The following is a 22,729-nucleotide window of genomic DNA, read 5'->3' on the forward strand; positions in this document are numbered from 1 at the left end:
CTAGCAACTGTGTGCGCTAGTAACGCCCCAATAAAAATAATAACGAATGATTGGACGACACAAATTGTGCTATCCATAATTACTGGAGAATTATTAGAAAACCGAGGATACCAGGTTGAGTATGTTAATATGCCCACAAGCGCTCAATGGTATAAGATTGGCAATGGGACGGTGCATGTCCAAATGGAAGTATGGCAGGGCACCATGGAGGAGGAATATTTATATTTAATGGAAAGCCATAGCATTCTTGACCTGGGTAATCATCAAGCAACGACGCGAGAAGACTGGTGGTACCCTGAATATGTTGAAAAATTTTGTCCAGGTCTTCCTGACTGGCATGCTTTGAAAAAATGTGCTCATATTTTTGCTAAAGGAAATGACGAACAACGAGGGCTTTATTTAGGAGGACCTTGGGAAAAACCAGACTCAGATAGGATTATAGCTTTGGGCTTAAATTTTAATCTTGTCAGAGTCAGTCATGGAGATGAATTATGGATTGAGTTAGAAAATGCATATCAAAAAGAAAAGCCGATAGTGTTATTTAACTGGACGCCAAACTGGGTAGAGTTAAAGTATAAAGGAAAATTTATTGAGTTTCCTGAGTATGATTCGAAGTGTGAAATAGACCCAGGTTGGGGCGTAAACCCATATTCAACCTACGACTGTGGTAATCCAAAGCATGGCTGGCTTAAAAAAATTGCTTGGATTGGACTTAAACAAGAGCACCCTTGTGCTGTTCAATTAATCAAACGTATTGAGTTGACAGGGCAGCAATTTTCAACGCTCTCATACAGGGTTGATGTTGAAAAACTATCACACCAACAGGCGGCTGAGCGTTGGTTTAAGGAAAATGAACCACTTTGGCGAGAGTGGCTTAGGTTTTCTTGTAAAGACTAAGCTAGCATGAATTAATAAACATTTAGTTTTGTCTTCTGTGATGTATTCTGTCCTTCAGGCTTATTTAGCGTATCATATGTTCTTTGCTCGCTATCACCTAAATCTGCAAGTAAAGCAGAAAAGCGCTTTCGTATTAATATTGAGGGGCGATCCGATTCGATATGGCATTGTTCATGAATATCTAATGGAACATCAGGCGCTACCGTTTCTAATATTTCTTGATCTTCATAACTAATTGTCATTCCAAGTTGAATAACATCACTGGCTTTAACATTCTCTTCTGTATCATTACGCATGACTAAATTAATCCACTGTAAGCTTGAGTCAGTCATGGGGGTAAATGATAGCAGTGTTACATTTTTAAGATTATTAGGCAGCGTTAAAGTCATTTTAACGAGGAAAGGCATATACCAATGAAAGTCACGCTTTAGTACCATTTCATCATCATCAATATTCCATGCTTTATATTGTAAATTATTCCCATAATTATACATGTCTGACTTAAAATGCATTCCGTAGGGAGTGTTTTCTAATAGTGTTGGAGGAATAGGTTTGGGGTTTATTTTATCGCCCAAATATTGGTGTACAAAGTGATGATGTGCCGTGTCAAAAATATTTTCTAATGCTACCAGTGCACTGCAGTGCCAAGGTCGGTTTTCTAAATGAATAACCCTATAAGCGTCTGATTCAAACTCCGGCACTTCTGGTATAGGCATCAGAGGATCTTCAAGTGCAACCCAAGCGTAGTCATATCGTTGTAGGCATTTAAACGTTTTTAAACAATAGGTTGCTGGAATAGGCCTTTCAGGGTGCTGGGGAATCTTAATACATTGCCCAGTATTGGCAAAAGCCCAACCATGATAGGGGCAGTGAATAACACCATCAATAACTTTACCTTTGGTTAACTTTGCCCAGCGATGACAACAACGATTTTCTGTTGCTACAGGTTGATTATTTTGATCTAACCAAAGTACGAGTGACTGATTTAGTAAGGTAAATTCGACTGGCCCTTGTTTTAGCTTACTAATAGGGCAGACAGGATAAAAAAAATGTCTAAGTGCAGGCTGTGATGCAACAAGCATGGGGTATCTCCTTGGCAAATAGCCTTCATTTTATGTTTTTTAATAAAGTAGATGAATATTATAAGCTTTCCAAAATTTTCTTAGCTTACGTAATATACTGTTTTCGCTCATGTTTTTTAATTCAGTATTGATGATGTTAAGTAAGACATTATTTTCTTGCGATACTGCAAAGCCTACTTTTTCGTGACATGGTTGAATGTCGATTATATCGAACTCAACATACTGACGAGCGATATAACCATTGCAAGGTTCTCCGCGAGCAAAAGCGTCAATTTCATGATTACGAAGAGCACTTAAAACATCATCAGTTCGCTTATAACATATAATCTGTGAATTATTAGAGGCATATTCTCGCAAGTAAGCTTCACCCATCGTATCTTTAACGGCACCAATTTTTTTATTAGCTAAATCCTGTAATGTATGAAAATAATGTGAGTCACTTGTGCGAATAAGTAAAGATTGGCCAAACTCAAAAATAGGGCGTGAAAAAGCTGCGCCTTCAGTAACACGTTCAGGAAGTATGGTAAGAACGGCTGATGCTATATCACACTCACCCTGTTTGGGACGTAACCAAATATGGTCAAAAGGAAAAGGAATAAACTGTATTGCAAGCCTCATATGTTCGGCAATGAACCTAAGAATGTCTACTTCAAAGCCTTTCCAGTTTCCTTCATTATCCTGATAAGCCATTGGTTTTACTTGTTCGATTGTCCCTATAGTAAGCACGCCGGGTGTTACTAGCTTCAATGATGAAGTAATAGTTTGCATGGTATTCAATCCTTTTTTTTCCACACAGACATTTCAGCTAAAGTATGTTGATATTTACGTTTTGTCTCACGAATAACAAAAGGTATCTCAATAGGTTTCTGTAGTAGGTAAAAATCAGGCGTTAAATGGTCTCGTAAGCTATCTAATGTGGTATATGATTCTCCTGTGTTAGCTTTGAAACCGCCTAGCCAATATTCACGCTTTGTAAATTCAGTAAGCCAGGTATAAGGTGATGTGATAACCAATAGTCCTCCTGGACAAATACGGTCTTTAATCAGGTTTAAGAATTTGGCTGGTTCATATAACCGATCTATTAAGTTTCCAGCAAAAACAAGGTCATAATTGGTAAATTTAGCTGCAAGATTACAGGCGTCTCCTTGTAAAAAGGTAACTCGATCTTTGATTTCATGATAGCCAAACTCATCCAGACGTACTTCTTTATAGGTAACGAGTTCGCCTTCTTCTTGAATGGTATAACGTTGACATCCATGTTCCTGTAAATTGGTGGGGGCTTGTATAATTCGTGCTGAAAAATCAACTGCATCTACATGATCAAAGACTGTTGCCAGCTCAAAACTCGCACGGCCTGCAGCACACCCAATATCGAGTGCTCGACGTTTTGGCCGGCCTTCCATAATTTTTTTGCAGTGTTGAGCACAAATGACTGGAAAATTGGGGACATTAAAATACGTTTCGCCATAATGGAATTCGATATACTGAGAAACGATAGAATCAGTTTCATAAATATTTAAATGATGTGTAGGCAATGGTGCCGCTTCCACATAGCGGAGTCCAGCATGCTGAAAGAAATGACGCCGAAATGCGTAACGAGAGTCTTTAATGGCATAATTGCCTGTTGAAATCCAGCAGCCCCCCTTAAATACAAAGTGTTTACCGTCAAATGTCGGGGTTGAAAAATCATCGTAAGCCGGGTGTACTGTAAACCCCTCATAGCAATCAATGGGCGTTTCCGTCCATTGCCAGACATTGCCAATTATGTCATAGAATCCATTAGCAAAGGCATGGCGGTTTACAGGACAAGCGGACATTTCATATTCTAAATTAATGTTGCCTGGTGCATTATCCCAGTAAGGCTGATCTGTATCTACTAATTTACGCAGGGTATACCATTCGGCTTCGGTGGGTAGACGTATATTTTTTTCTAAGACAGCAGATTTCCAATTGCAGAATGCTTTTGCTTCGTAATGATTCACATCAACAGGCCAATCCCAAGGCATGTCGATAATTTCGAGCATGGTCCGGTATTTAAAGTTATTACCCACCTTAAGCCAGTAAGTTGGGAGTTTGTGCTCACGTGACTGAACCCATTGCCAACCTTCTTTATCCCAAAACTTTTCTTGGCTATATCCATTTGCATTGACAAAATCAAAAAACTCTTTATTTGAAACAAGATACTTACTGGCTTTAAAGTCCTCTACTTGGGTAGGATATGCCCCATACTCGTTATCCCAGCCATAGAGTGGATTATTCTTTGACTTGCCCAAGGTGATAGGGCCACCTTTCACGGGGAGTAGTGCATTGGTAGGAGGATTATTACTGGTTAAACAGATGTTACTCCATACAGGGTGAGGTTTAACGCATTGAATAGGTAACTCTCTAATCAGTACAGATGTTGTTTCTAAATGTATACGCTCATGTTCAATTCCCATTAAGATAATCCACATAGGATTTTGCCAGTCAATAGGTAATGAGAAATCTGTTGTTCGAATAAACTGATCAACGAGTGCACGAGTTTTTTCTCTGTAATCTTTTACTTGGCTTGGTGTTGGCCAGTCATAGTGATCATCATGAAGATCATCCCAAGACATTTCATCAACACCAATTGCTAGCATTGACTCTAACTTGGGATCAATACGTGTCGAAATCAACCCTGCCACATTGAGCTTATTGATAAAGAATACTGCCGTATGGCCATAATAGAAGATTAATGGATGACGAAGAGGGTTAGGGCGCTTGTAAAATACATTATCACTTATTAAACAATCAAAAATACTTTCATAAAGAGAAAAAGTGTCATGGAAATAGTTTAGTAATTCTTTTCTTTTTTCTGAAAGGTTTGTTCCATTTAGAGTAATTGTTTTAGTGAGGATGAAATTATCTTGAATATTGGGTTTTTCTAGAATCTGTGTTGAAAGCATAACCTAGTCCCTTAGAGTATGATTTCTCAATTTGAGATAAGCATATTCGAATAAAGCATACTTAAAATTAATATGCTTTAAGAAGTAGTCTATCTGCTAGTAGGGATAAACAAAATAAATAAATTTTGATAAGAAAGAGAGTGACGATTCAAGAAGGAAATATGCAAATATTTAATACTGATTTGGTAATATATTTTTAGGGTAGTAATATAAATAGAAAAGGAGTGTAATCAGCATATAATAAAACTATGGCTTGAGGAATTAAATAACCCAAAGGATCTTGCATACAGTTGATAATTAATAATGAAAAGTATTCGTATAAAACTAACGTTCATATTGCTATGTGTTGCACTCATTCCTCTCGTAGTGTTAGCGCTGGTACTTGGTTCAGAGAGTTATAAAACAGCACGAAAAACAATGGAAGAACAGGCTCGAGATCAACTTATATCAATTAGAGCAATAAAAAAACAGCAAATTGAAGATTATTTCAATACTATTCGTAATCAAGTTTTAAGTTTCTCAAATGATCGTATGATCATTAATGCAATGAGAGATTTTAACGAAGCATTTAAGGCTTATAGAAGTGAAGCTGAAATTTTAGATGCAAGTACATTAAAAGACTCCTTAAGTCAATATTATACGAGTGATTATAATAATGAATATGGGAATAGAAATAATGGAAAAAAGGCAAATGTTAACCAATTGTTGAATAATTTAGATGAAGACTCAATCGCCCTTCAAAATGCATTTATTCAGTCAAATCCAAATCCTTTGGGAGAAAAAGATAAACTGGTAGAGTTGGAAAATAATACAACGTATGCAAAAATTCACGCAAAGTTTCATCCTCATATAAGGGATTTTTTACAACGATTTGAATACTATGACATATTTTTGGTTGATCCAGATACTGGGGATATTGTGTACACCGTGTTTAAAGAGTTGGATTTTTCTACCTCGCTAAAAAACGGCCCTTATGCAAACTCTGGTATTGGTGAAGCATTTAAGCAAGTCGTTAATGCAACTCAAAAAACAGTATATCTAACTGACTTTGCAAGTTATACCCCTTCTTATGAAGACCCTGCAGCTTTTATTGCAACGCCAATATTTGAGGGAAGCCAACGTATAGGAGTTCTGATATTTCAGATGCCTATTGATCGAATCAATACAATTATGACGTATAACCAGCAATGGGTAGAGGCAGGGTTAGGGAAATCAGGCGAAACGTATCTTGTAGGCCCTGATTATACCATGCGTAGCTTGAGTCGTTTTTTGCTTGAAGACCCTTCAGGTTATGAAGCAGCATTAGAATCCCTGGGTATAGAACAGTCTCTTATTAGTACTATTTTATCAAAGAAGACAACTATTGGCTTACAGCCTGTGAAAACAGAAGGAACTCATGCGGCTATTGCCGGGGAAACGGCGTTTCAAATTTTTCCAGATTATCGAAATGTTAACGTACTCTCAGCATATGCCCCATTAGATATAGCAGGATTGAACTGGGCCATTATGAGTGAAATTGATGAAGATGAAGCCTTTGCACCTGCTGATGAATTGCGCTCGTTTATTTTGAAAGTAAGCATTGTATGTATGCTGGTTTTTGCCATACTGGCTTATTTATTCAGTATGTTTGTTTCAAAATTCTTCACTAAGCCAATAACTAAACTTGAAGAATCGATATTGACGATTCAGCAAAGCTCTGACCTTAGTAAAACTATTGAGCTTGAGGTACAAGATGAAGTGGGAAGAATAGCGCATGCCATCAATGGTATGTTAGAGAAATTCAATCATACTGTGCGGCATATTATGGCAACGGTTGTTGAATTAAAAGACTCTGCAAAACAAATGGCTCAGTTAAGTGCAAGTACGGCAGAAGGTGTAATGCTACAGCAAACAGAGTCTCAACAAGTTGCAACAGCATCTACTGAAATGAATGCCACAGCTCAATCAGTGGCTCAAAATGCTGGCTCTGCTGCAGAGTCCACTGAACGTGCTAATAAACTTTGTGGCGAAGGTATTCAGGTAGCTAATGAAACATCACACTCATCAGAGACTCTTGTTGAAGAAGTCGCAGAAACAGAACATACGATGAATAACGTTGCTACTGATAGTGAGAAGGTTGGCGCTGTATTAGACGTTATTCGTAGTATTGCTGAGCAAACAAATTTATTGGCGTTAAATGCTGCGATAGAGGCAGCGCGAGCTGGAGAGCAAGGTAGAGGTTTTGCTGTAGTTGCCGATGAAGTGAGGACTTTAGCTCAACGTACTCAGGATGCAACACTTGAAATTCAACAAATGATTCAAAGCCTACAGGCTGGATCTCAGGAAGCTGTCTCTTTAATGAAGCGTTCTGCTGAAAGAGTTGGAGGCAACAAAGAACAAGTTGTTCGTTTAAATGATGCTTTATCACAAATTAGTGAAGCAGTATCAGAAATCAATGAAATGAATACTCACATTGCGGCAGCGGCAGAACAACAACAAATAGCGTCAGATAGTATAAATGGGAGCATTGTTAAAATTAGTGATATTTCGAAAAGTACTGCAGCTGAAGCTAATAAAAACCTGGAAACAGGAAAAAATGTTGAAAATTTAGCAGGTAAACTGGAGACATTGGTAAAAGAATTTAAGGTATAGATATAAAACCTCACTAAGAGTGCTTCTCTATAGTTATGTGTTTTTATGTAGAGTTAATATGATTTATTTGCATAATGATTATAGATTGCTATGTTGTATATTTGTTTTTCTAGCTTTAAACTCTTTTGTAAGTAGTGCATCAGCTGAAACTGAAAAAGTATATCGTATACAAAGCCTAGTAATGCCAAGACTTACTATCCCAGGAGATCAGGCTACCTTAAAAAGAGATTTGTTTGTTGAAATTAAGTTAGGTAAGAAAAAAAATAGGGAATGATTATTTTAGTGATAAAAACTATGCTAAAGCTTTTAAAGGGTCACTGTCATTTTATCATGATGATAGTAGATTTGTTAAGTTTTAAGGAGGTTTTTCAATATTTAATATTTCATGCTTGAAGTTAAACAAAAGAAAATATGCTATTAAGTTGAATGAAGGTGAGGTGTTATTTTATTTAAATGATAGGGTGGTAGCCAAGAATAATGAGGTAAATGTCAAGTATTTTAAAGCGGCTGGAAATGATTTAAATGCAAAAGACAGTTTAGAGCTTTATGTTAAAACTTTCATGCTTTCTGGTATTGAGCGCAAAGTATATGATGTTAAAAATATATCTAATGGCTCTATTGATGAAGGTAGTCTTAACGTTTGGGTAGAAAAGAAAAGTAATAAAAGTATACGATTAGCGTTTATGCCCAAAAATGATGAACATGTGGTTGGTGAGATTGAATCATATGTTGCCACAGGTAGTGATGAGAGTTTTGCAAATAAATATTTTCATAAATATATCTCAAAAGGAATGTTTTCATGGAATCCTAATGATGGCTTTTATCACTCAGAAGTTGATTAGGCTAACAGTATTATGGAATTATCAGCAAATAATGGTCAAGAAGTTATTTATTTTAATGATAAGCCTATAGGGAAAATTGGATCTTCTTACTATTTATATAAGTCATTAGAGTTGCGAGATTTGAAACTTGTAAATAGCCAAAAATATAAAGTTGACAAGTATTGGAGAAATATGCAAATAGCCAATAGTGATATTAAACTAGATATAGATGATATGTATACTGTTGATGAAGATTATGATGGTATGGTAAAGCTTGTTATTGATAAGCGATATAGATCAATTTGTAAACCCGTTATTGATGGAAAGCCAGTCTATAATATTAAAATATAGCTGTATTAATAAATAACAATACATTTGCTGTTGATATGTGAAATATTGAGTAATTTTTTAATGAATTAGTAAGGTTTATCATTGAATGTTAGTTTGTATGCTTTTTTAACTAAATTGACTTAGTGAAATTTATTGTACAAACTGAATTTTACTTTGAGTGATTGATCGTAACTTGAAGTGTTTGTAGGCTTTAAGGATTAATACTATTTAATGGTAAAAAAGGATTGAAAATGTTAAAAAAAATACTGATGGCTTTTTTTGTTAACCTATTGTTGGTGTTAACAGCCATGGCTTCGAGTGAGATTGATAATAATTCTGGGGGTAAAACTTGCCAGGGAAATTGGAAGTTATCCTGTAGAACATTAAGTACTTGTAATTATACGACTAGCACCCAGGAAGGGTATGTATCAAAAAATAATTGTGAGGTTCATTATGGACAAAATTTATCAATAGGATGCTCTAACCCACGCTACAGAGCTATTACCATAGGTCGTGCAGGAATTGATCTTTATGTGGAGTGGTACTTTGGAGATACCAAATTCGGACGCTGTCCAACGAGTGCAATTTTTCATAGGCCAGGTCAAAAGCCTATGTTATATTCAGTAAAAATTGAATCTCATTAGTATGATAGGTTGCTGAACTATCTAACATTAATAGGATAGTAAACTTAGTGACAGGCCCTAAATTTAAAAGGCCTGTTACACAACAAATTTTTATTATAGTTAAAAAATGCTTAGTTTACAGTTCCAAAATAGCGGTCACCAAAGTCACCAATTCCAGGTACCATAAAGGCATTTTTATTCAGTTTTTCTTCAATAGATGATGTAACAATTTTAATTTTTGGATATTTACTACAAACAGCATGGATACCCTCCGGAACAGTAAGAAAATTTATAAAAATAATTTTATCTTCTTGTGCACCTTTATCTAATAAAAGTTGAATGGCCGCTTTTGCACTTCCTCCCGTTGCGAGCATTGGCTCAAGCATTAGAATGTGTCGTTTGTGAATATCTTCAGGTAAATTTGAATAATAATAATGTGGTAGTTTAGTTACCTTGTCCCGTTGTATGAGTATTTTACCAATGCGAATTGATGGACAAACTGCTCGTAGCTCAGACTCCATGCTTTCACCTGCTCTTATAATAGGAACACCACATAGTTTTGTGGCAAAACGTAAGCCATTATAAGTATTACCGACAGGTGTTTTTACATCAAGAGGCTCGAAAGGTAACAAATTGAGTCCTGTTTCAATTAATAAACGAATAATTCGACTTGAGTAAAAAACAAAGTCTTCACGTGCAACGTGACGATTTCTAATTATTGTATGTAATGCTCGTAACTGATTGGTCTGAGGAAGTACATGCACATTTTTGTTTATATAGCTCTCTATGTCATATGTTATTGAATTTGACATTATATATTCCTAACTGCTTATTTATTCTGTAGGGGGCGTTTCAAAAGAGGGAGGAAGCTCAGGTGTAGTGGTAAATTGACCTGCAGCTGCACGGTAAATGGATTTCCCTTCAGTTCTTTTCCACATCAATTGCAAGACATAAACAAGTTTAGGGTTGTGCTCCTCTTCCTCTTCTACTGAACGTGCTATCGTTTGTTCCCAAACTTCTTTTAATACTAAATTATCAACATCATCCTTAGCTTTATTAAATGTATGATGCAGGGATTCAAGTTTTGCTTGTTTTGGAAAGTCTGCACGGGAAAATAAAATACACAATAAACCAACCCAATAGCACTTAATAACATCTTTGGTTTGGTTTGTTGGCAAATGTTGTGCAATTTTCTCCATCGCATGTAGTGAGGTGATAAGATGGAGCAAAACAAAATCACCAGGTTTGGCTAAGTACAAAAGTGAAACAGTATAATACAGTTGATTCCATATCACTGAAGTATCTTTGCATTCAAGCCAGGCTGGAAGATCATAAATTAATGGGTGGCCTACTTTAAGAAGTTTTGCAATACGATACTGAAGGCCTGATCTAATAAGTTCTGGATGTATACCTGCTACTTTATCTGAATCTGTGTCTGAAACAAGTGTTTCTACCCAGTCAGATAGTTTTACATAATGATCATTCCAGTAACCTGTAATTCGGAATAAAGAATCGAACGGCATTTCGTTGAGATATTGATCACGATTGATGAGAGCTCGTTGAGAGTTACAGGAAACATAGGTATATGCCATATACGCTAAACCTTCAATAGACATCCAGCGATTCCCTATATCAAGAGCCCAACCTAGATGAATAGTTGCATGAGTAAAAGCTCCAGCCCAACCTGGAAGTAGTTTAGGCATATAGTTTTTAAGAACAGTATCTAGACCTAACTTTTTTTCTTGTTGATTAAAAAACTCACAGTAAGCGGAAAAACTGGTTCTTTGTCCTAAGAAATTTTCCCAGTTTTCTTCAGTAATCACATATGTTGATGATCTGGCTGGTTCAAGGCCAAAACCATAGGTTGTTAATTTAGCATAATTTTCGTAATAATCTTTTATTTTTTGAGCAGGAATATTCATTCCCGCAAGTGCGACAACTGCATGCTTGACATGATTTGTGAGATGTCCATTAAATTCTATATGGTAGGCTTTATCATTTAAAAGCTCGTTGATAATAGATCTATCGTTAGTCATTGGCTACTTCCTTATTTTTAGGTGTGCTAGGTAGTCTGGATATATAGATTCCTAATAACACAACGATGACACCTAAACAGCGTAATAAACTAGGTATGGAGCCAGTATTCTGCCAGTCAATAAAAACAGCTGAAATCATTTGTCCACTAATGACGAGAATTGCTGCATTCATTGCACCTAAGCGAGGAAAAACATAGCTACTGACAGCTACAAACAATGCACCAAAGAATCCTCCGAGATAGGCTGAAAAAGGAATTTCTGATGGGTTATCTACTTGCCATTGCCCCATTATTACTAAAATGAGTGTAAGAAATAAGAAACCAATAATATGATTCCAAAGAGATGCTTTAAATGGACCAATTTTAGCGCTCAATTGGCCATTAATTGCCCGGCTAGATCCAATTAGCATTCCGTTTAAAAGTGCTAAAAATATAAAGAGAATCAATCTGTTTTACCTCCCAAAGATTATCATTGCACTTCCGGCAAGAACACATGTGACTACCAGGAAATCTTTTAAAACGATACGGCGTTTTAACACAAGAAAAAGCCCAAAATGGTCTGAAATCATACCGAAAATAATTTGACCAACAAGCATTAATGCAATGGCTTCTGATAATGAAAGACTGCCATTGATAGCAATAGCAGCTAGCACCACGGTGAAGGCACCAGGAATACCTCCCATGTAAAACCAAAGAGGTAGCTTGGAAGTGTTTGTCACATTGTTTTTAATTTGCTTTCGACTTAATAACATCATTGTTAGAAAAACAAGTGCGAGTGCGACAATTGCCCCCATGCCATGTGCTACCCAAGAAGCAATATATGGAGTAGTATGTTTTGCTAGGAGACTGTTATATTCAATCATCAGCGCAAGTAGAACGCCTCCAGCAATAGCTAATAACCAATCTTTTAAACGATCAATCACAGTATTACGGCCTCGATTTGTTTAAGTTGAAATGCCTCAGCAATAGCGTTAACTACATCTGCAAAAGTGTCGGCTATCCAAGTAGGATTAGATGATTTAAGTACTGATAAGTTGTGAATTCCGTATGTTACTGCAATAGATCTCATACCCGCAGAATTTGCCATTTGAAGATCGTGAGTAGTGTCTCCTACCATAATGGTATTGTCTACAGATGTATTACCTAGTTTTTTTAAGGTTAAATAGCCCGATTCTGGATTTGGTTTGGGGCAACTTACTTGGTCAGCTCCAACGACAACACTAAAGTAATCACGTAGTCCAGCTGCTTTCAATAATAAGTCAGCACTGGTATAGAACTTACTTGTTGCTATGGCTAGCGCTAGCCCTTGATCACTAAGTACATTTAAACCAGTTTCAACGCCAGGAAATAGGAGTGTTTTGGCTTTAGGTAAAATAATTTCTTTAAAGAGAAGCTGGTATTGCTTTATACACTGTATAACAAGTTCGTCATCCAGAGGTACATTTAGCAAATTGCTAAAAGCTTTTTCTAAAGGTAATCCAATGGTTGCTCGAATATCCTCAGCTTTTTGGGCAGCTTGTCCCAAAGTTAAAAAGGTTTGAGTAAACGTTTCAATAATAGCTCTAGGTGTATCAATTAGAGTACCATCTAAATCAAAGATAACCGCATTTTTTGTCATAGTGTTTTATCGTAGTATTATCATTTATGATGTTGTTTATCAGGTTGTTTGTGTGGCTACTTCTTGACGATGGAGAGCATGAGCTGCAGCAAGACGACCAGCAACTCCTGCGGTATTAATAAGCGCAGCCATATTAGCTTTAGCAGACTTTCCACTAGTGACTTTATCTACTGCATGCATTATATATTTTGTTAATGCATTCCCACTAATAGCATCTTTTTTTGCACTAAAGATAGCTTGATCGATAGCTGTATTAACTTCTTGACTATCAATGGCATCTTCCTTTTTAGTGGGGCTGGTTACAAGGATTGAGCTGTGATTGCCAAGCGCCCAGTGTAACTCAATAGCGCGTGCAATATCTGCTTCATCATCTAAACGATGTGGACTACGAATTCCACTTGTACGACAGTAGAATGCAGGAAAGTCATTGAATTGATAAGATATTATGGGCACACAATGGGTTTCTAAAAACTCCATGGTTAAGTTGAGGTCTAAAATATTTTTGGCTCCAGCACAAATCACAGCAACTTTTGAACGAGTGAACTGTATTAAGTCTGAAGAAATATCCATCGTTTTTTCTGCACCACGATGTACGCCCCCTATTCCTGCTGAAGCAAAAAAAGGTATTCCTGCAATCTCCGCGGCTACTAATGAGGATGCAACCGTGGTCGCACCCATTCCTTTTTGAGCTAAAATAATAGGGAGATCTCGACTACTGACTTTAGGAATTTTTGCCGTTGAGGCAAAACGCTCCATATTCGCATCAGTCATCCCTATCAGGATACGGCCTTCATCAATACCAATAGTTGCTGGTACTGAACCTCCCAACCTAACAGCTGCTTCAACCTTTTGAGCGGTCGCTATGTTGTCTGGATAGGCTAATCCGTGAGTTATTACATTTGACTCCAAAGCAACAACAGGTTTTTGTGTATTGAGAGCATCTTCTACTTCATCACTATAAACAAGTGTAATACCTTTGTAATTTTTAATCACAATAACTCCTAATATGAACAATTAATAGTTTGGCTTTTTGCAAAGCAAATCTTTCTTTTGCTCAATTTCTGGAATATACACTTGCTCATTCCAAACATCTTGTTGAGTAGGTTCTAGTGCAATAGAAATTACGCCAGGATCACAATTAAGAGCTTTTTGGACTGCGTTTGATATTTCTGAAACAAGTTCATCCTTTTGAGCTTCACTCAAAATTACTGGAAAGTACTTAATATTTACATGCGGCATAATGTTCACCTATTTAGTTCTTATCAGTGGTTAACCTGTGTTTGATCGTATTAACTAATTCATGGAGTTCAGGTTCTTTTAATAAGGCGTAATGATCAGCTTCAAGATTAATAACAGTTGGAGGGCTCAAAGAGTAACCATTACTATTTTCAATAAAGGAGTAGTCATCTCCTTTTGCTTTAAAAATTGTGAGTGGTGCTCTAATTTGACGCTCTTTCAGCTCATTAAATGTGTATTTGAAATCATAAGTAAGACGTACAATTTCAGTAATTTTTTTTACTAGCTCTAAATCAAGATGTTTATATTTTGAACAAATAAAAGAAATAAAATGCTCTTCATTTTTAACAACTTCTAAGCATTCATCCAATATTGGTCCAGTGGTACTTTGTGAAAAAACCGAGAGTAATATAGTTACAAATATTTTATTATTGTATATTGAATGATCACGAACTATAGTTTGTTCACATTGAACGGGCTGGTTAGTGATACCATCGGTGTCACGAGTTTGAACGTTGGGGGAGCCTGGAGCAATGAGGAAAAGGTTTTCGACACACTCTCCACTTTTTTCTAACTGGTGAGCGACCTCAAAAGCAACACGTGCACCAAATGAGTAGCCCCATAGAGTATAGGGACCTGACGGCTGTAATTTTTTTATTGATTTGATGTCTTCTTCAGCCATATCTTTAATAGTAGTGAAAGGTACTTCACCTGAATTGATGCCATAAGCTTGTACACCGTAAAAAGGTCGTCCAACTTTTATATGATTGGCAAGGGATCTTAAGCTCATGGGATATCCTCCCAGACCTGGCCAGCAGAATATTGGGCTGTTATCTCCCTTTTCAGATAAGCATGCAAAGCGAGAAATTGGCTTTTTATCTTCACAATTTATATGTTTTGCTAGCTTTTCAATGGTTGAGGCTTCAAATAATATTTGTAGGGGAAGTGTACAGTTAAGCTCTTTGTTAATTTTATTAATAATTTGCACGCCAATCAGCGAGTTTCCACCTGATTCAAAAAAATCGTCTTGTATAGATACGGTATCCCAGCGCAAGGCTTTTTTCCAAATTGAAGCGATTGCCTCTTCTGTTAGAGTTCTGGGAAAGATAACAGGGCGTTCAAGCGACTCAATATTGGTTTGGTTTGATTTCTCAAGTGTTTTATAATCAATTTTTCCATTGGCTGTTTGTGGAAGAGTATCCATTACTATGATTCTATTGGGCATCATGTAATCTGGAAGTCGCTTAGCAAGATCATCTTTAAGAATTTCTGCTGGACCCATAGTATGAATAGCATCTTCTTTCATACCTTCACTATTACGTTGTTCGGGGCTGATACGGCCACCTATAAAGAAATATGATGGTCCTGAAGCATCTCCAAGAGAATTAAGAATTGAAGTTATTCGTTTGGCAGCAGGTAAATCGTTACCTGTTTTAGAACTATAACCTGATGACATAAAGCCAAGGTGAAGATCATTCATTTGAAGTTGTTGTAGTTTTCGTCCTAGTTGAATATAACTATTCCAATCATTATTTTGCCGACAAATAAGGCATATACCAAAGCTAGCTCGCTCATAAACTTGTTGGTTTATAGCAATGACATGTTTTTTCAGAATTATATCGTCAGCAACTTTTTCTAAATAGGCTTGTTGTAAATGGTTTTGCTTATAATGGTAAAGTCCTGCAGGCAATCCCGTTACCTTGTCTTCATGTGATTGTACAAAAATATCTAAGTTTTCGACTACAAAAGAATTTGTAGAATTAGAAACTTCAAAAGAACCTAGATAGTAATCGTTGATGTCACATTCTAGTTTGTCCTTAACTGAAGGACTATAAGCAGCATTATTTATCACTAATTGATACTGAGAGAGAGCAGCATCAAATAGCCCAAGCATATGGCCTGTTTCCATTTCTAATACTTCTAATATATTATTTTTATAAACAGGCTCAATAGCACTTTTTTTACCTATAAAGTGGATATTGATATAAGCAGTTGCTTTTTGCTTGATTTCTTTAATAAGTACTAACTGGTGATTTACTGGGTGATAATAGTAATAACCAGATTTTAGCCCTCCAATATTGTGCAGCTCTAAATACATTTGTGTTGCATATAGTGCACCTGGAGAAGCATAGGCATATTTTGGTAAAAGACGTTCGTGACTATGATATTGTCCAAAATTTCTCAAAATTTCACTTAATTCATTGAAACTTAGGGTGCTAATACAACGCACATTAGTTTCAATACTATTGTTAGGCGAACTAAGTAACTGAATTATGTCATCTTTGCTTACACTTCCGCCTTCAAAAAAACGATAGGTTTTTCGTGAAAAAGCAAGCTGACGTTGATTTGGTGTAGCATTTTTACCTGATAATTCTATACATTTTTTGTCTTTTAACTCTTGCTGAGTTTTGCAACCTGGGTTAGAAAGCTGCGCTTTAACCTGCAACTTATTCTTTTTAGATAGGTGGTGAATACTGTGATTTCCTTGATCCATTAATGCTGCCTCACGGGAGTTTAGCTCTAGGCAGGCAATAAGGTTTTGAAAACCAGTACGAGAATCATTCTTTATGAAAACTGCAGCATTTTGCACCCAAGAATGTGTTTCAATAGCAAGTTTGATTTCATCAAGTTCAACTCGAAATCCCCTTAGCTTTACTTGATTGTCAACACGACCTGAAAATTGAACTGAACCGTCAGCATTCCAGTAAGCTAAATCCCCTGTTCGATATAATTTACTATGCTGACTATTTTGACAAAAAGGATTATTGATGAACTTCTCAGATGTTAAGTCTGGTCGATAAAGATAACCACGAGCGAGTTGGTTTCCACTGATATAAAGCTCACCTATTTCTCCTTCTACGGTAAGTGATAGCTGGCTATTTAAAATGTAAAACTCTGTATTATGAACAGGATTCCCAATGGGAATAGCTTTTGATTTATCAGTTTCAATATGCTCAATTAATTTATCCGAATCAACTGTATAGGAGGATGCATTAATTGTGCATTCGGTGGGGCCATATAGGTTGGTTAATGTACAGTGTGGTAGTACTTGAATACATTCTAATGCTAGTTTTTCTGAAAGAGCTTCACCACCACTAAAAATTTGTTTTAGTGAGTAACAATTTTGATAGTCATCATTATTAAGCAATGCTTGAAGCAGAGTTGGCACACATTGTAAGGTAGTTACATTATGTTGAATAATCATTTTAATCAGCTCATCTGGGTCACGGTAGACTCCCGGTTTTCCCATAACGACTTGGCTACCACAACAAGGAGCTAGAATTTCCCATTGAGCAGCATCGAAACTCATTGGAGTTTTCTGCAGAACAATACTTTTTTTAGTTAGTTCATAGCTATGGCGTAACCAGAGCATTTGATTTACGATGCTATGATGTTCAATCATTACTCCTTTGGGGTTACCTGTGCTACCTGATGTATAAATAATATATGCTAAATTATGTGGGCGTAAATAAACACAACGGTTGTAGATATTTGTTATTCGATATGCATCTGTAAAAGCGACTGCATCTTCAAGGGTTATAATTTTGATATCTGGAGGAGCTATTTTTAATAAGCTATCTTTTAGTTTTTGTTGAGTAAAAATAACTTTAAGACGAGCATCCTCTATCATATAGCGTAAACGGTCAACAGGATACTCTGGTGATAACGGTAAATAAGCACTACCTGAAAATAGAATACCCCATGCGCCTATCATCAGATCAAAGGAAGGTTCAACATAGAGACCAATACAATCGTCAACCATGACACCTGTATGTTGTAAATAAACAGCTAAATTTGAACTTTTTTCTGCAAGAGTCCGAAAGCTTAAGCTTTTATCATCATAGACTACAGCAACTTCATCTGGCTGTGCTAATACCTGCTCCATAAGTAGGTCAGGCAGACATTTTACATTTGTTTGCTCTTTCTCAACAATATTTGATGAATTATTAGGTACTTTTGTGCCAGGAAGGACGGGTGTGGTATTAATATTCTTAAAGCTATTTTCTTTTTTTAAATTCATTTTGGTATAAGTTTTAATAAGGTTAAATGTTGAGTGCTATATTCACACTTACTAAGTTGTTGTTTAGCTATAAAATACATATTTACGAGTCCTTTCGTGTAATTCAACAGTTAATAGTAAAAAATCTATGTTAATATTCTAATAGAAAAAGTTTTTAAAATTTAAATTTTCTGATTAGTTACGCTAAGCTAAGCTGTATTGGCTGTTACATATATAAACTTCTCTATGAATATATGAGTTCAACAAGTCGATTTTTTAAAAATATATCCTTCACAAATCATTTTTAGGGTTTGCTATCAGCGCTCTTCACCCCAGTTACTTATTAATATAAGCTCTTGGGGCTTCATCGCTTGATGGCCGTCCCTAAAAACCCTTCGTTTTGGGTATAGCTTTAATAAAATAATTTTAAAAAAAGAAAATACTAAGTTTGTCGTATTTATTAACGCAAAATTTAAATATTAGATACTCACAGATAGAAGTATCTAGCATACTTGGTGTCAAAATCTGTACTTTAGTAGATTGTGAAGTATATTTTATAAACGTCATATTGATAGATACTTCTTGTTTATAGAAAATACGTTAAACTACTTTTTGTTGGGTTTGTATTGTTTCACTTTGCCGAGTTACTTAATATTGGTCCTACAACTTAATGGCAAATAGAAATGCACTATGCACTGATGCCGTCTTACAGGCTTTATTAGGGATCTCTAAAATATTACCACAGGATACTTCTTGCGTCATTCCTTACTAGGTATTTGTCTCCTAAAGAGTTGCTTTCAGAGATGCACTTAAAGCCTATTTATATTAGATGAAAGATGGTTTTCCTTATAAAACTTCTCATAAGTATACGCTTAGTTATTTATGACTGTAGCAAGAAACAAAATTCCATTAAAAAGACGACTTTATAGAGTAAATGCCATAAAAATTTTGAATATGGTTAAACATTAAAGCCCTTATGCACAGATTTTAAAAATGGTACCACATCAACTGTTTTATATGCAAGCTAAAAAATTAATAAATATGTTTGAATTTTAATGCATATAAAATTAGTAGGTTTGATAAGTTTTACGAATATATTATCCTAATATAATTATAACCTTAACCCATTGGGTTACTTCCCTAACTTCTTAGTTTAGCGATAACTTAAACTGCATAAACTATTTATTTTGGAAAAATAGACTAAAGTATAATTTACATTTTAATATTTATAAGGTAGTAAAATATTTTTTTTGTTGCTTTCTATTAGTCTATAAATAGGTAAAGAAAAGGAATGTTGTTAACTAACTAATAATGAGTTTTCTGCATAACTGCTGTTAGCCATGAATTATTTCTAGTGATACGAATAGTTATGCATATATATGAGGTGCTTATATATTTAGAAATACATTAAAGTAGTATTTACTAAGAAAACTAAACAGTATATCAATGTTTACTAATGTTGGGTTTAGAATAGAAAGCCTTTGTGGGACCTTATAACAAATGCTGTTTATCAATAGGGATAAAAAGTGAAGCAGCATCAGTTAACGAACGTGCTGTGAGCTGTGGAACGCCATAGACTTCTACTGGGATGTGGAAGTCTTTCTTTACTTTGTTGACGAGCAAATCAAAATCACCATCACCTGTAGCAAGTACGACAACATCCGATTTTGAAGCATACTCCATAACGTCTAGTGTGATGCCTACATCCCAATCGCCTTTGGCTGAACCATCACGTCTTTGAATAAAAGGTTTAAGCTTCACTTCGAAACCAATCGCTTTGAGAATATTTTGAAACTGCTTTTGCTTTTCATCACCTCGATCAATAGCATAGGCGATTGCTTTGACTACATGCCTGTGTGATGTGACCGATGCCCAAAACTGATTATAGTCAAAGTTTCTGTTATAGGCTTGTCTGGTTGTATAGTATATATTTTGTACATCTACAAAAATAGAGACATTTTCCATTGTATGATTCTTCCGCATAATGCCTTAGAAATAAGCAAGTATAATTATTGTAGATATATTTTATGAAATAACAACGATACTCTTTAGATATTCCTGTTAGATTGTCAAGGTGGATTGGCTGATGATGGTAATATATACCCTTCGTAAAGGGTATATATTATTTTGCTTACTGGGCTTGGTACTTAACAATCTGGCCATTCGCTAAGGTTGCGACCATTGACTGTGCTGGAATGTTGACTTTTTGTTGGGACCAAGACTTATTAGAAAAGTTTGCCCATACTTCGCTGTTATCTTCATATTGAATGTAATGAACCGTTCTTTCCTCATTTAAAAATAAAAATTGCTTCACGGCTTGAGTTGCCAACTGTTGATGTAGTGGTGAAAATGCCTGATCAAACTGTTTAATAGTAGGTAATCGTTGATTAAGCACCTCATAGTTTATGTGATAAAGCGGAGGAACTGCGTATAATAAAGAAAATAACTCCCTTTGAGGGCGTAAGGTAGGAAACTTAAAGTTATCGTAATACCAGTGATGTGTGGTGATTACAGCATCGTGAAAGACTGTCTGGTACAAAGGTACTTTAAATCTGGGGTCAAAAACAGTGGTTCTATATTTTGGTAATATATCTGCCTGTTTAAAGAAGAGGCTGGGTTGGTTATCAGGCCACCAGTTACCTAAATAGTAGTTAGATTGTTTATTTTTAAACATTGACTGGTTTCCCCAACCAAAAACAGGCGTTTGCAATCCATGTGCAAAGATAATACCTCGATGAGTTACAGCATTACCATCCTCAGAACCAAGTGGTAACCGAAAATGGTTGCTGAACCACTGTAAACGCGCTTCTCTTGATAATGCCATGAGCTTTTCTGTCATGGTATGTTCTGGGTGATAATCTTCAAATACCATACCTGTAGCATCTACATCAAGAAAATAGCTGTTATATTTAGCATATTGTAAGATTTGACTTACCCGGTTTTTATAGTAATCAGTTAAGCAAGATGGGTTAGTATAACGACCTCTTTGTTTAAATCCTGTTTTCCATTTACCATCTGCCTGTATGATTCCGCATTTATTGAAAATTCCCTCCCCCATTTCAGATGACATCCAGCTACCATTGGATTCACTGAGAGGGAGTGCTGTATTATATGAATCATAAGCACCTACTAGATAGCCAATTTCTTTAGCTTTTTGTACTGCTTCTGGGTGGTAAAATCCTACTCGCCAATCGTCAAGACCAAGCCAGGCTCTTTTTATACCAACCTTTTGTAGGCGAGCAAGTAGTCTATTGGACAAGCCATCGCCCCAATCTTTTTTATCATTTAAAAATGGTCCAATTTTTTCTTTCACCAATGCAATAGTTGCATTAGCGTGTTTAACCTGTGTGTTAATTTTGTTGTCAGACTGTGGAATGGAAGCTATAAATGCACTGTTCAGTGTATGAGCAAGCCATTTCTTTTCCCATTGAGGGAGGTTCTGTTTAACTTTTTGTAATGCTAAACGCTGCTCTTTGGACTGCAGTTTATTAATAAAATCTTTACCTGGTCTACTTTTCAGCCAAGAAATCAAGCCGGGCCAATTCTTAACATCATAGTAGGAAAATAAAGGCATGCCCCAAACATAAAAGTGACTGGCACCAATAATTTTATCACCATAATTAACATTTTTTAGGCGGTGCGTGAGGTTAACAAATTGTTTTTTTGTCTTTAGGTATGAACGGTAGACCTTAGCACCTGAAATTACATTTTTTTGAGTATCCAAGTTGATCGTGACATCAACAGGCTCGTGTAAATTTAAGGCTGTGAACTTATGTGTTGCAGTTAAAGTAAGGTTCTTACTCTGCTGGCTGAATGTTATTTGATTATTAAAGGGATTATTGAGCACCCAGTTCATCTGTAAATTATTGAATTGTTGACTCCATAGTGGAAGCTTGAGGTCTTGAGTTGTGTTAACGGTTTGGAGTTCATTAATCAGGTATTTTTGCCATGTTGTATTATTAAGTGGAATATAGCTTCCTTCACCAAGCGGTAGGATTAATGCATTCACATTAGTTTGTGGTTGTTGTAACCAGGTTAATGACTGTGGTTGATCACTATGTATTGTAAATTGAAGATTAGTACCATTAAGCTTTGCCAGGAACGTTAACTTTTGTTTTGGCCATTGCCACTCAAGTTGGTTAGACGTTTGTTGTGTGATTGCCACTGGCTGAGATGAAATAGTTTTACTATCATTCAGCGTTCCGCCATTGGAGAGTATGAGTGATTTCATATTATAGGTTGATGTCATAGCAAGGGTAGAGGGTTCAATATCGACTTGCCATTGTTGACTTTGCAGGGTTATAGCGTAACTGTTGCTACAAGCTGATAGCCATATTACATTAAATAAGATTTGCAGTTGTTTACGCATGCTACCTCCAGTAAAACACTTAGCTGGAGAATTAAAGCAAATCTGCTATTGAGAATTGTCAAGATTGTGTCAAATTTGCTAAGAATATTAACGATATCCATATCCTTAAATTGTCTACTTGAAAGGGTTCGAGTTGATGTCCTTTCTCGTCAGTTAGTGT

At 36.0% G+C, this 22,729-nt stretch carries 19 protein-coding genes; 6 read left to right on the forward strand and 13 right to left on the reverse strand.

The genetic code is table 11. The features are described from left to right. A partial coding sequence (locus tag KCG35_RS17990) for an ABC transporter substrate-binding protein (protein ID WP_215821187.1) occupies window positions 1-897 on the forward strand: 897 nt, incomplete at its 5' end. Between the two features lie 11 nt (window positions 898-908). On the opposite strand, the gene KCG35_RS17995 is transcribed toward KCG35_RS17990, so the two are convergent. Genes KCG35_RS17995 through ovoA form a run of 3 tightly spaced genes read right to left on the reverse strand, consistent with a single transcriptional unit; the run spans window position 909 to window position 4,906 of the window. Then, a complete protein-coding gene (locus tag KCG35_RS17995) occupies window positions 909-1,979 on the reverse strand; it encodes a Rieske 2Fe-2S domain-containing protein (RefSeq protein WP_215821188.1) in 1,071 nt (356 codons plus the stop codon). 39 nt (window positions 1,980-2,018) lie between these two features. Next, window positions 2,019-2,747, reverse strand: coding sequence for an ABC transporter substrate-binding protein (locus tag KCG35_RS18000; protein ID WP_215821189.1), 729 nt, complete (start codon window positions 2,745-2,747; stop codon window positions 2,019-2,021). A 5-nt stretch (window positions 2,748-2,752) separates the two neighbouring features. Beyond that, window positions 2,753-4,906 carry a 5-histidylcysteine sulfoxide synthase gene (ovoA, locus tag KCG35_RS18005; protein WP_215821190.1) on the reverse strand — a complete coding sequence of 718 codons (2,154 nt, stop codon included), beginning with the start codon at window positions 4,904-4,906 and terminating at the stop codon, window positions 2,753-2,755. 303 nt (window positions 4,907-5,209) lie between these two features. Here ovoA and KCG35_RS18010 point away from each other — a divergent pair, with 303 nt between their 5' ends. The 5 genes from KCG35_RS18010 to KCG35_RS18030 all read left to right on the forward strand — a co-directional run bounded on the left by KCG35_RS18010 (window position 5,210) and on the right by KCG35_RS18030 (window position 9,332). After that, window positions 5,210-7,537 carry a methyl-accepting chemotaxis protein gene (locus tag KCG35_RS18010; RefSeq protein ID WP_215821191.1) on the forward strand — a complete coding sequence of 776 codons (2,328 nt, stop codon included), beginning with the start codon at window positions 5,210-5,212 and terminating at the stop codon, window positions 7,535-7,537. 58 nt (window positions 7,538-7,595) lie between these two features. Further along, window positions 7,596-7,811 carry a hypothetical protein gene (locus KCG35_RS18015; protein WP_215821192.1) on the forward strand — a complete coding sequence of 72 codons (216 nt, stop codon included), beginning with the start codon at window positions 7,596-7,598 and terminating at the stop codon, window positions 7,809-7,811. 115 nt (window positions 7,812-7,926) lie between these two features. Beyond that, the gene (locus KCG35_RS18020) at window positions 7,927-8,379 is read left to right on the forward strand and encodes a hypothetical protein (protein ID WP_215821193.1); all 453 of its coding nucleotides are present in this window, start codon (window positions 7,927-7,929) and stop codon (window positions 8,377-8,379) included. A 12-nt stretch (window positions 8,380-8,391) separates the two neighbouring features. Next, the gene (locus KCG35_RS18025) at window positions 8,392-8,709 is read left to right on the forward strand and encodes a hypothetical protein (RefSeq protein WP_215821194.1); all 318 of its coding nucleotides are present in this window, start codon (window positions 8,392-8,394) and stop codon (window positions 8,707-8,709) included. Window positions 8,710-8,939: 230 nt separating this feature from the next. Continuing rightward, complete coding sequence (locus tag KCG35_RS18030) at window positions 8,940-9,332, forward strand: hypothetical protein (protein ID WP_215821195.1); 393 nt, start codon at window positions 8,940-8,942, stop codon at window positions 9,330-9,332. Window positions 9,333-9,442: 110 nt separating this feature from the next. Here KCG35_RS18030 and upp read toward each other — a convergent pair whose 3' ends face one another. The 10 genes from upp to KCG35_RS18080 all read right to left on the reverse strand — a co-directional run bounded on the left by upp (window position 9,443) and on the right by KCG35_RS18080 (window position 22,569). Beyond that, a complete protein-coding gene (gene upp, locus KCG35_RS18035) occupies window positions 9,443-10,123 on the reverse strand; it encodes a uracil phosphoribosyltransferase (protein ID WP_215821196.1) in 681 nt (226 codons plus the stop codon). Window positions 10,124-10,144: 21 nt separating this feature from the next. Continuing rightward, the gene (locus KCG35_RS18040) at window positions 10,145-11,347 is read right to left on the reverse strand and encodes a questin oxidase family protein (protein ID WP_215821197.1); all 1,203 of its coding nucleotides are present in this window, start codon (window positions 11,345-11,347) and stop codon (window positions 10,145-10,147) included. Further along, complete coding sequence (locus KCG35_RS18045) at window positions 11,340-11,792, reverse strand: DMT family transporter (protein WP_255561999.1); 453 nt, start codon at window positions 11,790-11,792, stop codon at window positions 11,340-11,342. Before KCG35_RS18045 ends, KCG35_RS18040 begins: the two co-directional genes overlap by 8 nt. A 6-nt stretch (window positions 11,793-11,798) precedes the next feature. Beyond that, window positions 11,799-12,269: a DMT family transporter gene (locus KCG35_RS18050; protein ID WP_215821199.1), complete on the reverse strand. Its 471-nt coding sequence runs from the start codon at window positions 12,267-12,269 to the stop codon at window positions 11,799-11,801. Continuing rightward, window positions 12,266-12,964 carry an HAD family hydrolase gene (locus tag KCG35_RS18055; RefSeq protein WP_215821200.1) on the reverse strand — a complete coding sequence of 233 codons (699 nt, stop codon included), beginning with the start codon at window positions 12,962-12,964 and terminating at the stop codon, window positions 12,266-12,268. Before KCG35_RS18055 ends, KCG35_RS18050 begins: the two co-directional genes overlap by 4 nt. Window positions 12,965-13,003: 39 nt before the next feature. Then, window positions 13,004-13,957: a pseudouridine-5'-phosphate glycosidase gene (locus KCG35_RS18060; protein ID WP_215821201.1), complete on the reverse strand. Its 954-nt coding sequence runs from the start codon at window positions 13,955-13,957 to the stop codon at window positions 13,004-13,006. 21 nt (window positions 13,958-13,978) lie between these two features. After that, window positions 13,979-14,203 carry a tautomerase family protein gene (locus tag KCG35_RS18065; protein WP_215821202.1) on the reverse strand — a complete coding sequence of 75 codons (225 nt, stop codon included), beginning with the start codon at window positions 14,201-14,203 and terminating at the stop codon, window positions 13,979-13,981. Between the two features lie 13 nt (window positions 14,204-14,216). After that, window positions 14,217-18,221, reverse strand: a complete 4,005-nt coding sequence (locus KCG35_RS18070) for an amino acid adenylation domain-containing protein (RefSeq protein ID WP_215821203.1) — start codon at window positions 18,219-18,221, stop codon at window positions 14,217-14,219. A gap of 1,470 nt (window positions 18,222-19,691) precedes the next feature. After that, window positions 19,692-20,165, reverse strand: a complete 474-nt coding sequence (locus tag KCG35_RS18075; protein ID WP_215821204.1) for a LabA-like NYN domain-containing protein — start codon at window positions 20,163-20,165, stop codon at window positions 19,692-19,694. Window positions 20,166-20,331: 166 nt separating this feature from the next. Beyond that, a complete protein-coding gene (locus KCG35_RS18080) occupies window positions 20,332-22,569 on the reverse strand; it encodes a glycoside hydrolase (protein ID WP_215821205.1) in 2,238 nt (745 codons plus the stop codon). Window positions 22,570-22,729 lie beyond the last annotated feature (160 nt).

Origin of the sequence: Zooshikella harenae (genome assembly GCF_018837975.1) — a bacterium.
In the GTDB taxonomy this organism is placed as follows: domain Bacteria; phylum Pseudomonadota; class Gammaproteobacteria; order Pseudomonadales; family Zooshikellaceae; genus Zooshikella; species Zooshikella harenae.

Excerpts from the sequence above, each read along its gene's own strand:
- KCG35_RS17995 (WP_215821188.1), bottom strand. The coding sequence starts at position 1,979 with ATGCTTGTTGCATCACAGCCTGCACTTAGACATTTTTTTTATCCTGTC.
- KCG35_RS18000 (WP_215821189.1), bottom strand. The coding sequence starts at position 2,747 with ATGCAAACTATTACTTCATCATTGAAGCTAGTAACACCCGGCGTGCTT.
- ovoA (WP_215821190.1), bottom strand. The coding sequence starts at position 4,906 with ATGCTTTCAACACAGATTCTAGAAAAACCCAATATTCAAGATAATTTC.
- KCG35_RS18010 (WP_215821191.1), top strand. The coding sequence starts at position 5,210 with ATGAAAAGTATTCGTATAAAACTAACGTTCATATTGCTATGTGTTGCA.
- KCG35_RS18015 (WP_215821192.1), top strand. The coding sequence starts at position 7,596 with ATGATTTATTTGCATAATGATTATAGATTGCTATGTTGTATATTTGTT.
- KCG35_RS18025 (WP_215821194.1), top strand. The coding sequence starts at position 8,392 with ATGGAATTATCAGCAAATAATGGTCAAGAAGTTATTTATTTTAATGAT.
- KCG35_RS18030 (WP_215821195.1), top strand. The coding sequence starts at position 8,940 with ATGTTAAAAAAAATACTGATGGCTTTTTTTGTTAACCTATTGTTGGTG.
- upp (WP_215821196.1), bottom strand. The coding sequence starts at position 10,123 with ATGTCAAATTCAATAACATATGACATAGAGAGCTATATAAACAAAAAT.
- KCG35_RS18040 (WP_215821197.1), bottom strand. The coding sequence starts at position 11,347 with ATGACTAACGATAGATCTATTATCAACGAGCTTTTAAATGATAAAGCC.
- KCG35_RS18055 (WP_215821200.1), bottom strand. The coding sequence starts at position 12,964 with ATGACAAAAAATGCGGTTATCTTTGATTTAGATGGTACTCTAATTGAT.
- KCG35_RS18065 (WP_215821202.1), bottom strand. The coding sequence starts at position 14,203 with ATGCCGCATGTAAATATTAAGTACTTTCCAGTAATTTTGAGTGAAGCT.
- KCG35_RS18070 (WP_215821203.1), bottom strand. The coding sequence starts at position 18,221 with ATGAATTTAAAAAAAGAAAATAGCTTTAAGAATATTAATACCACACCC.
- KCG35_RS18075 (WP_215821204.1), bottom strand. The coding sequence starts at position 20,165 with ATGGAAAATGTCTCTATTTTTGTAGATGTACAAAATATATACTATACA.
- KCG35_RS18080 (WP_215821205.1), bottom strand. The coding sequence starts at position 22,569 with ATGCGTAAACAACTGCAAATCTTATTTAATGTAATATGGCTATCAGCT.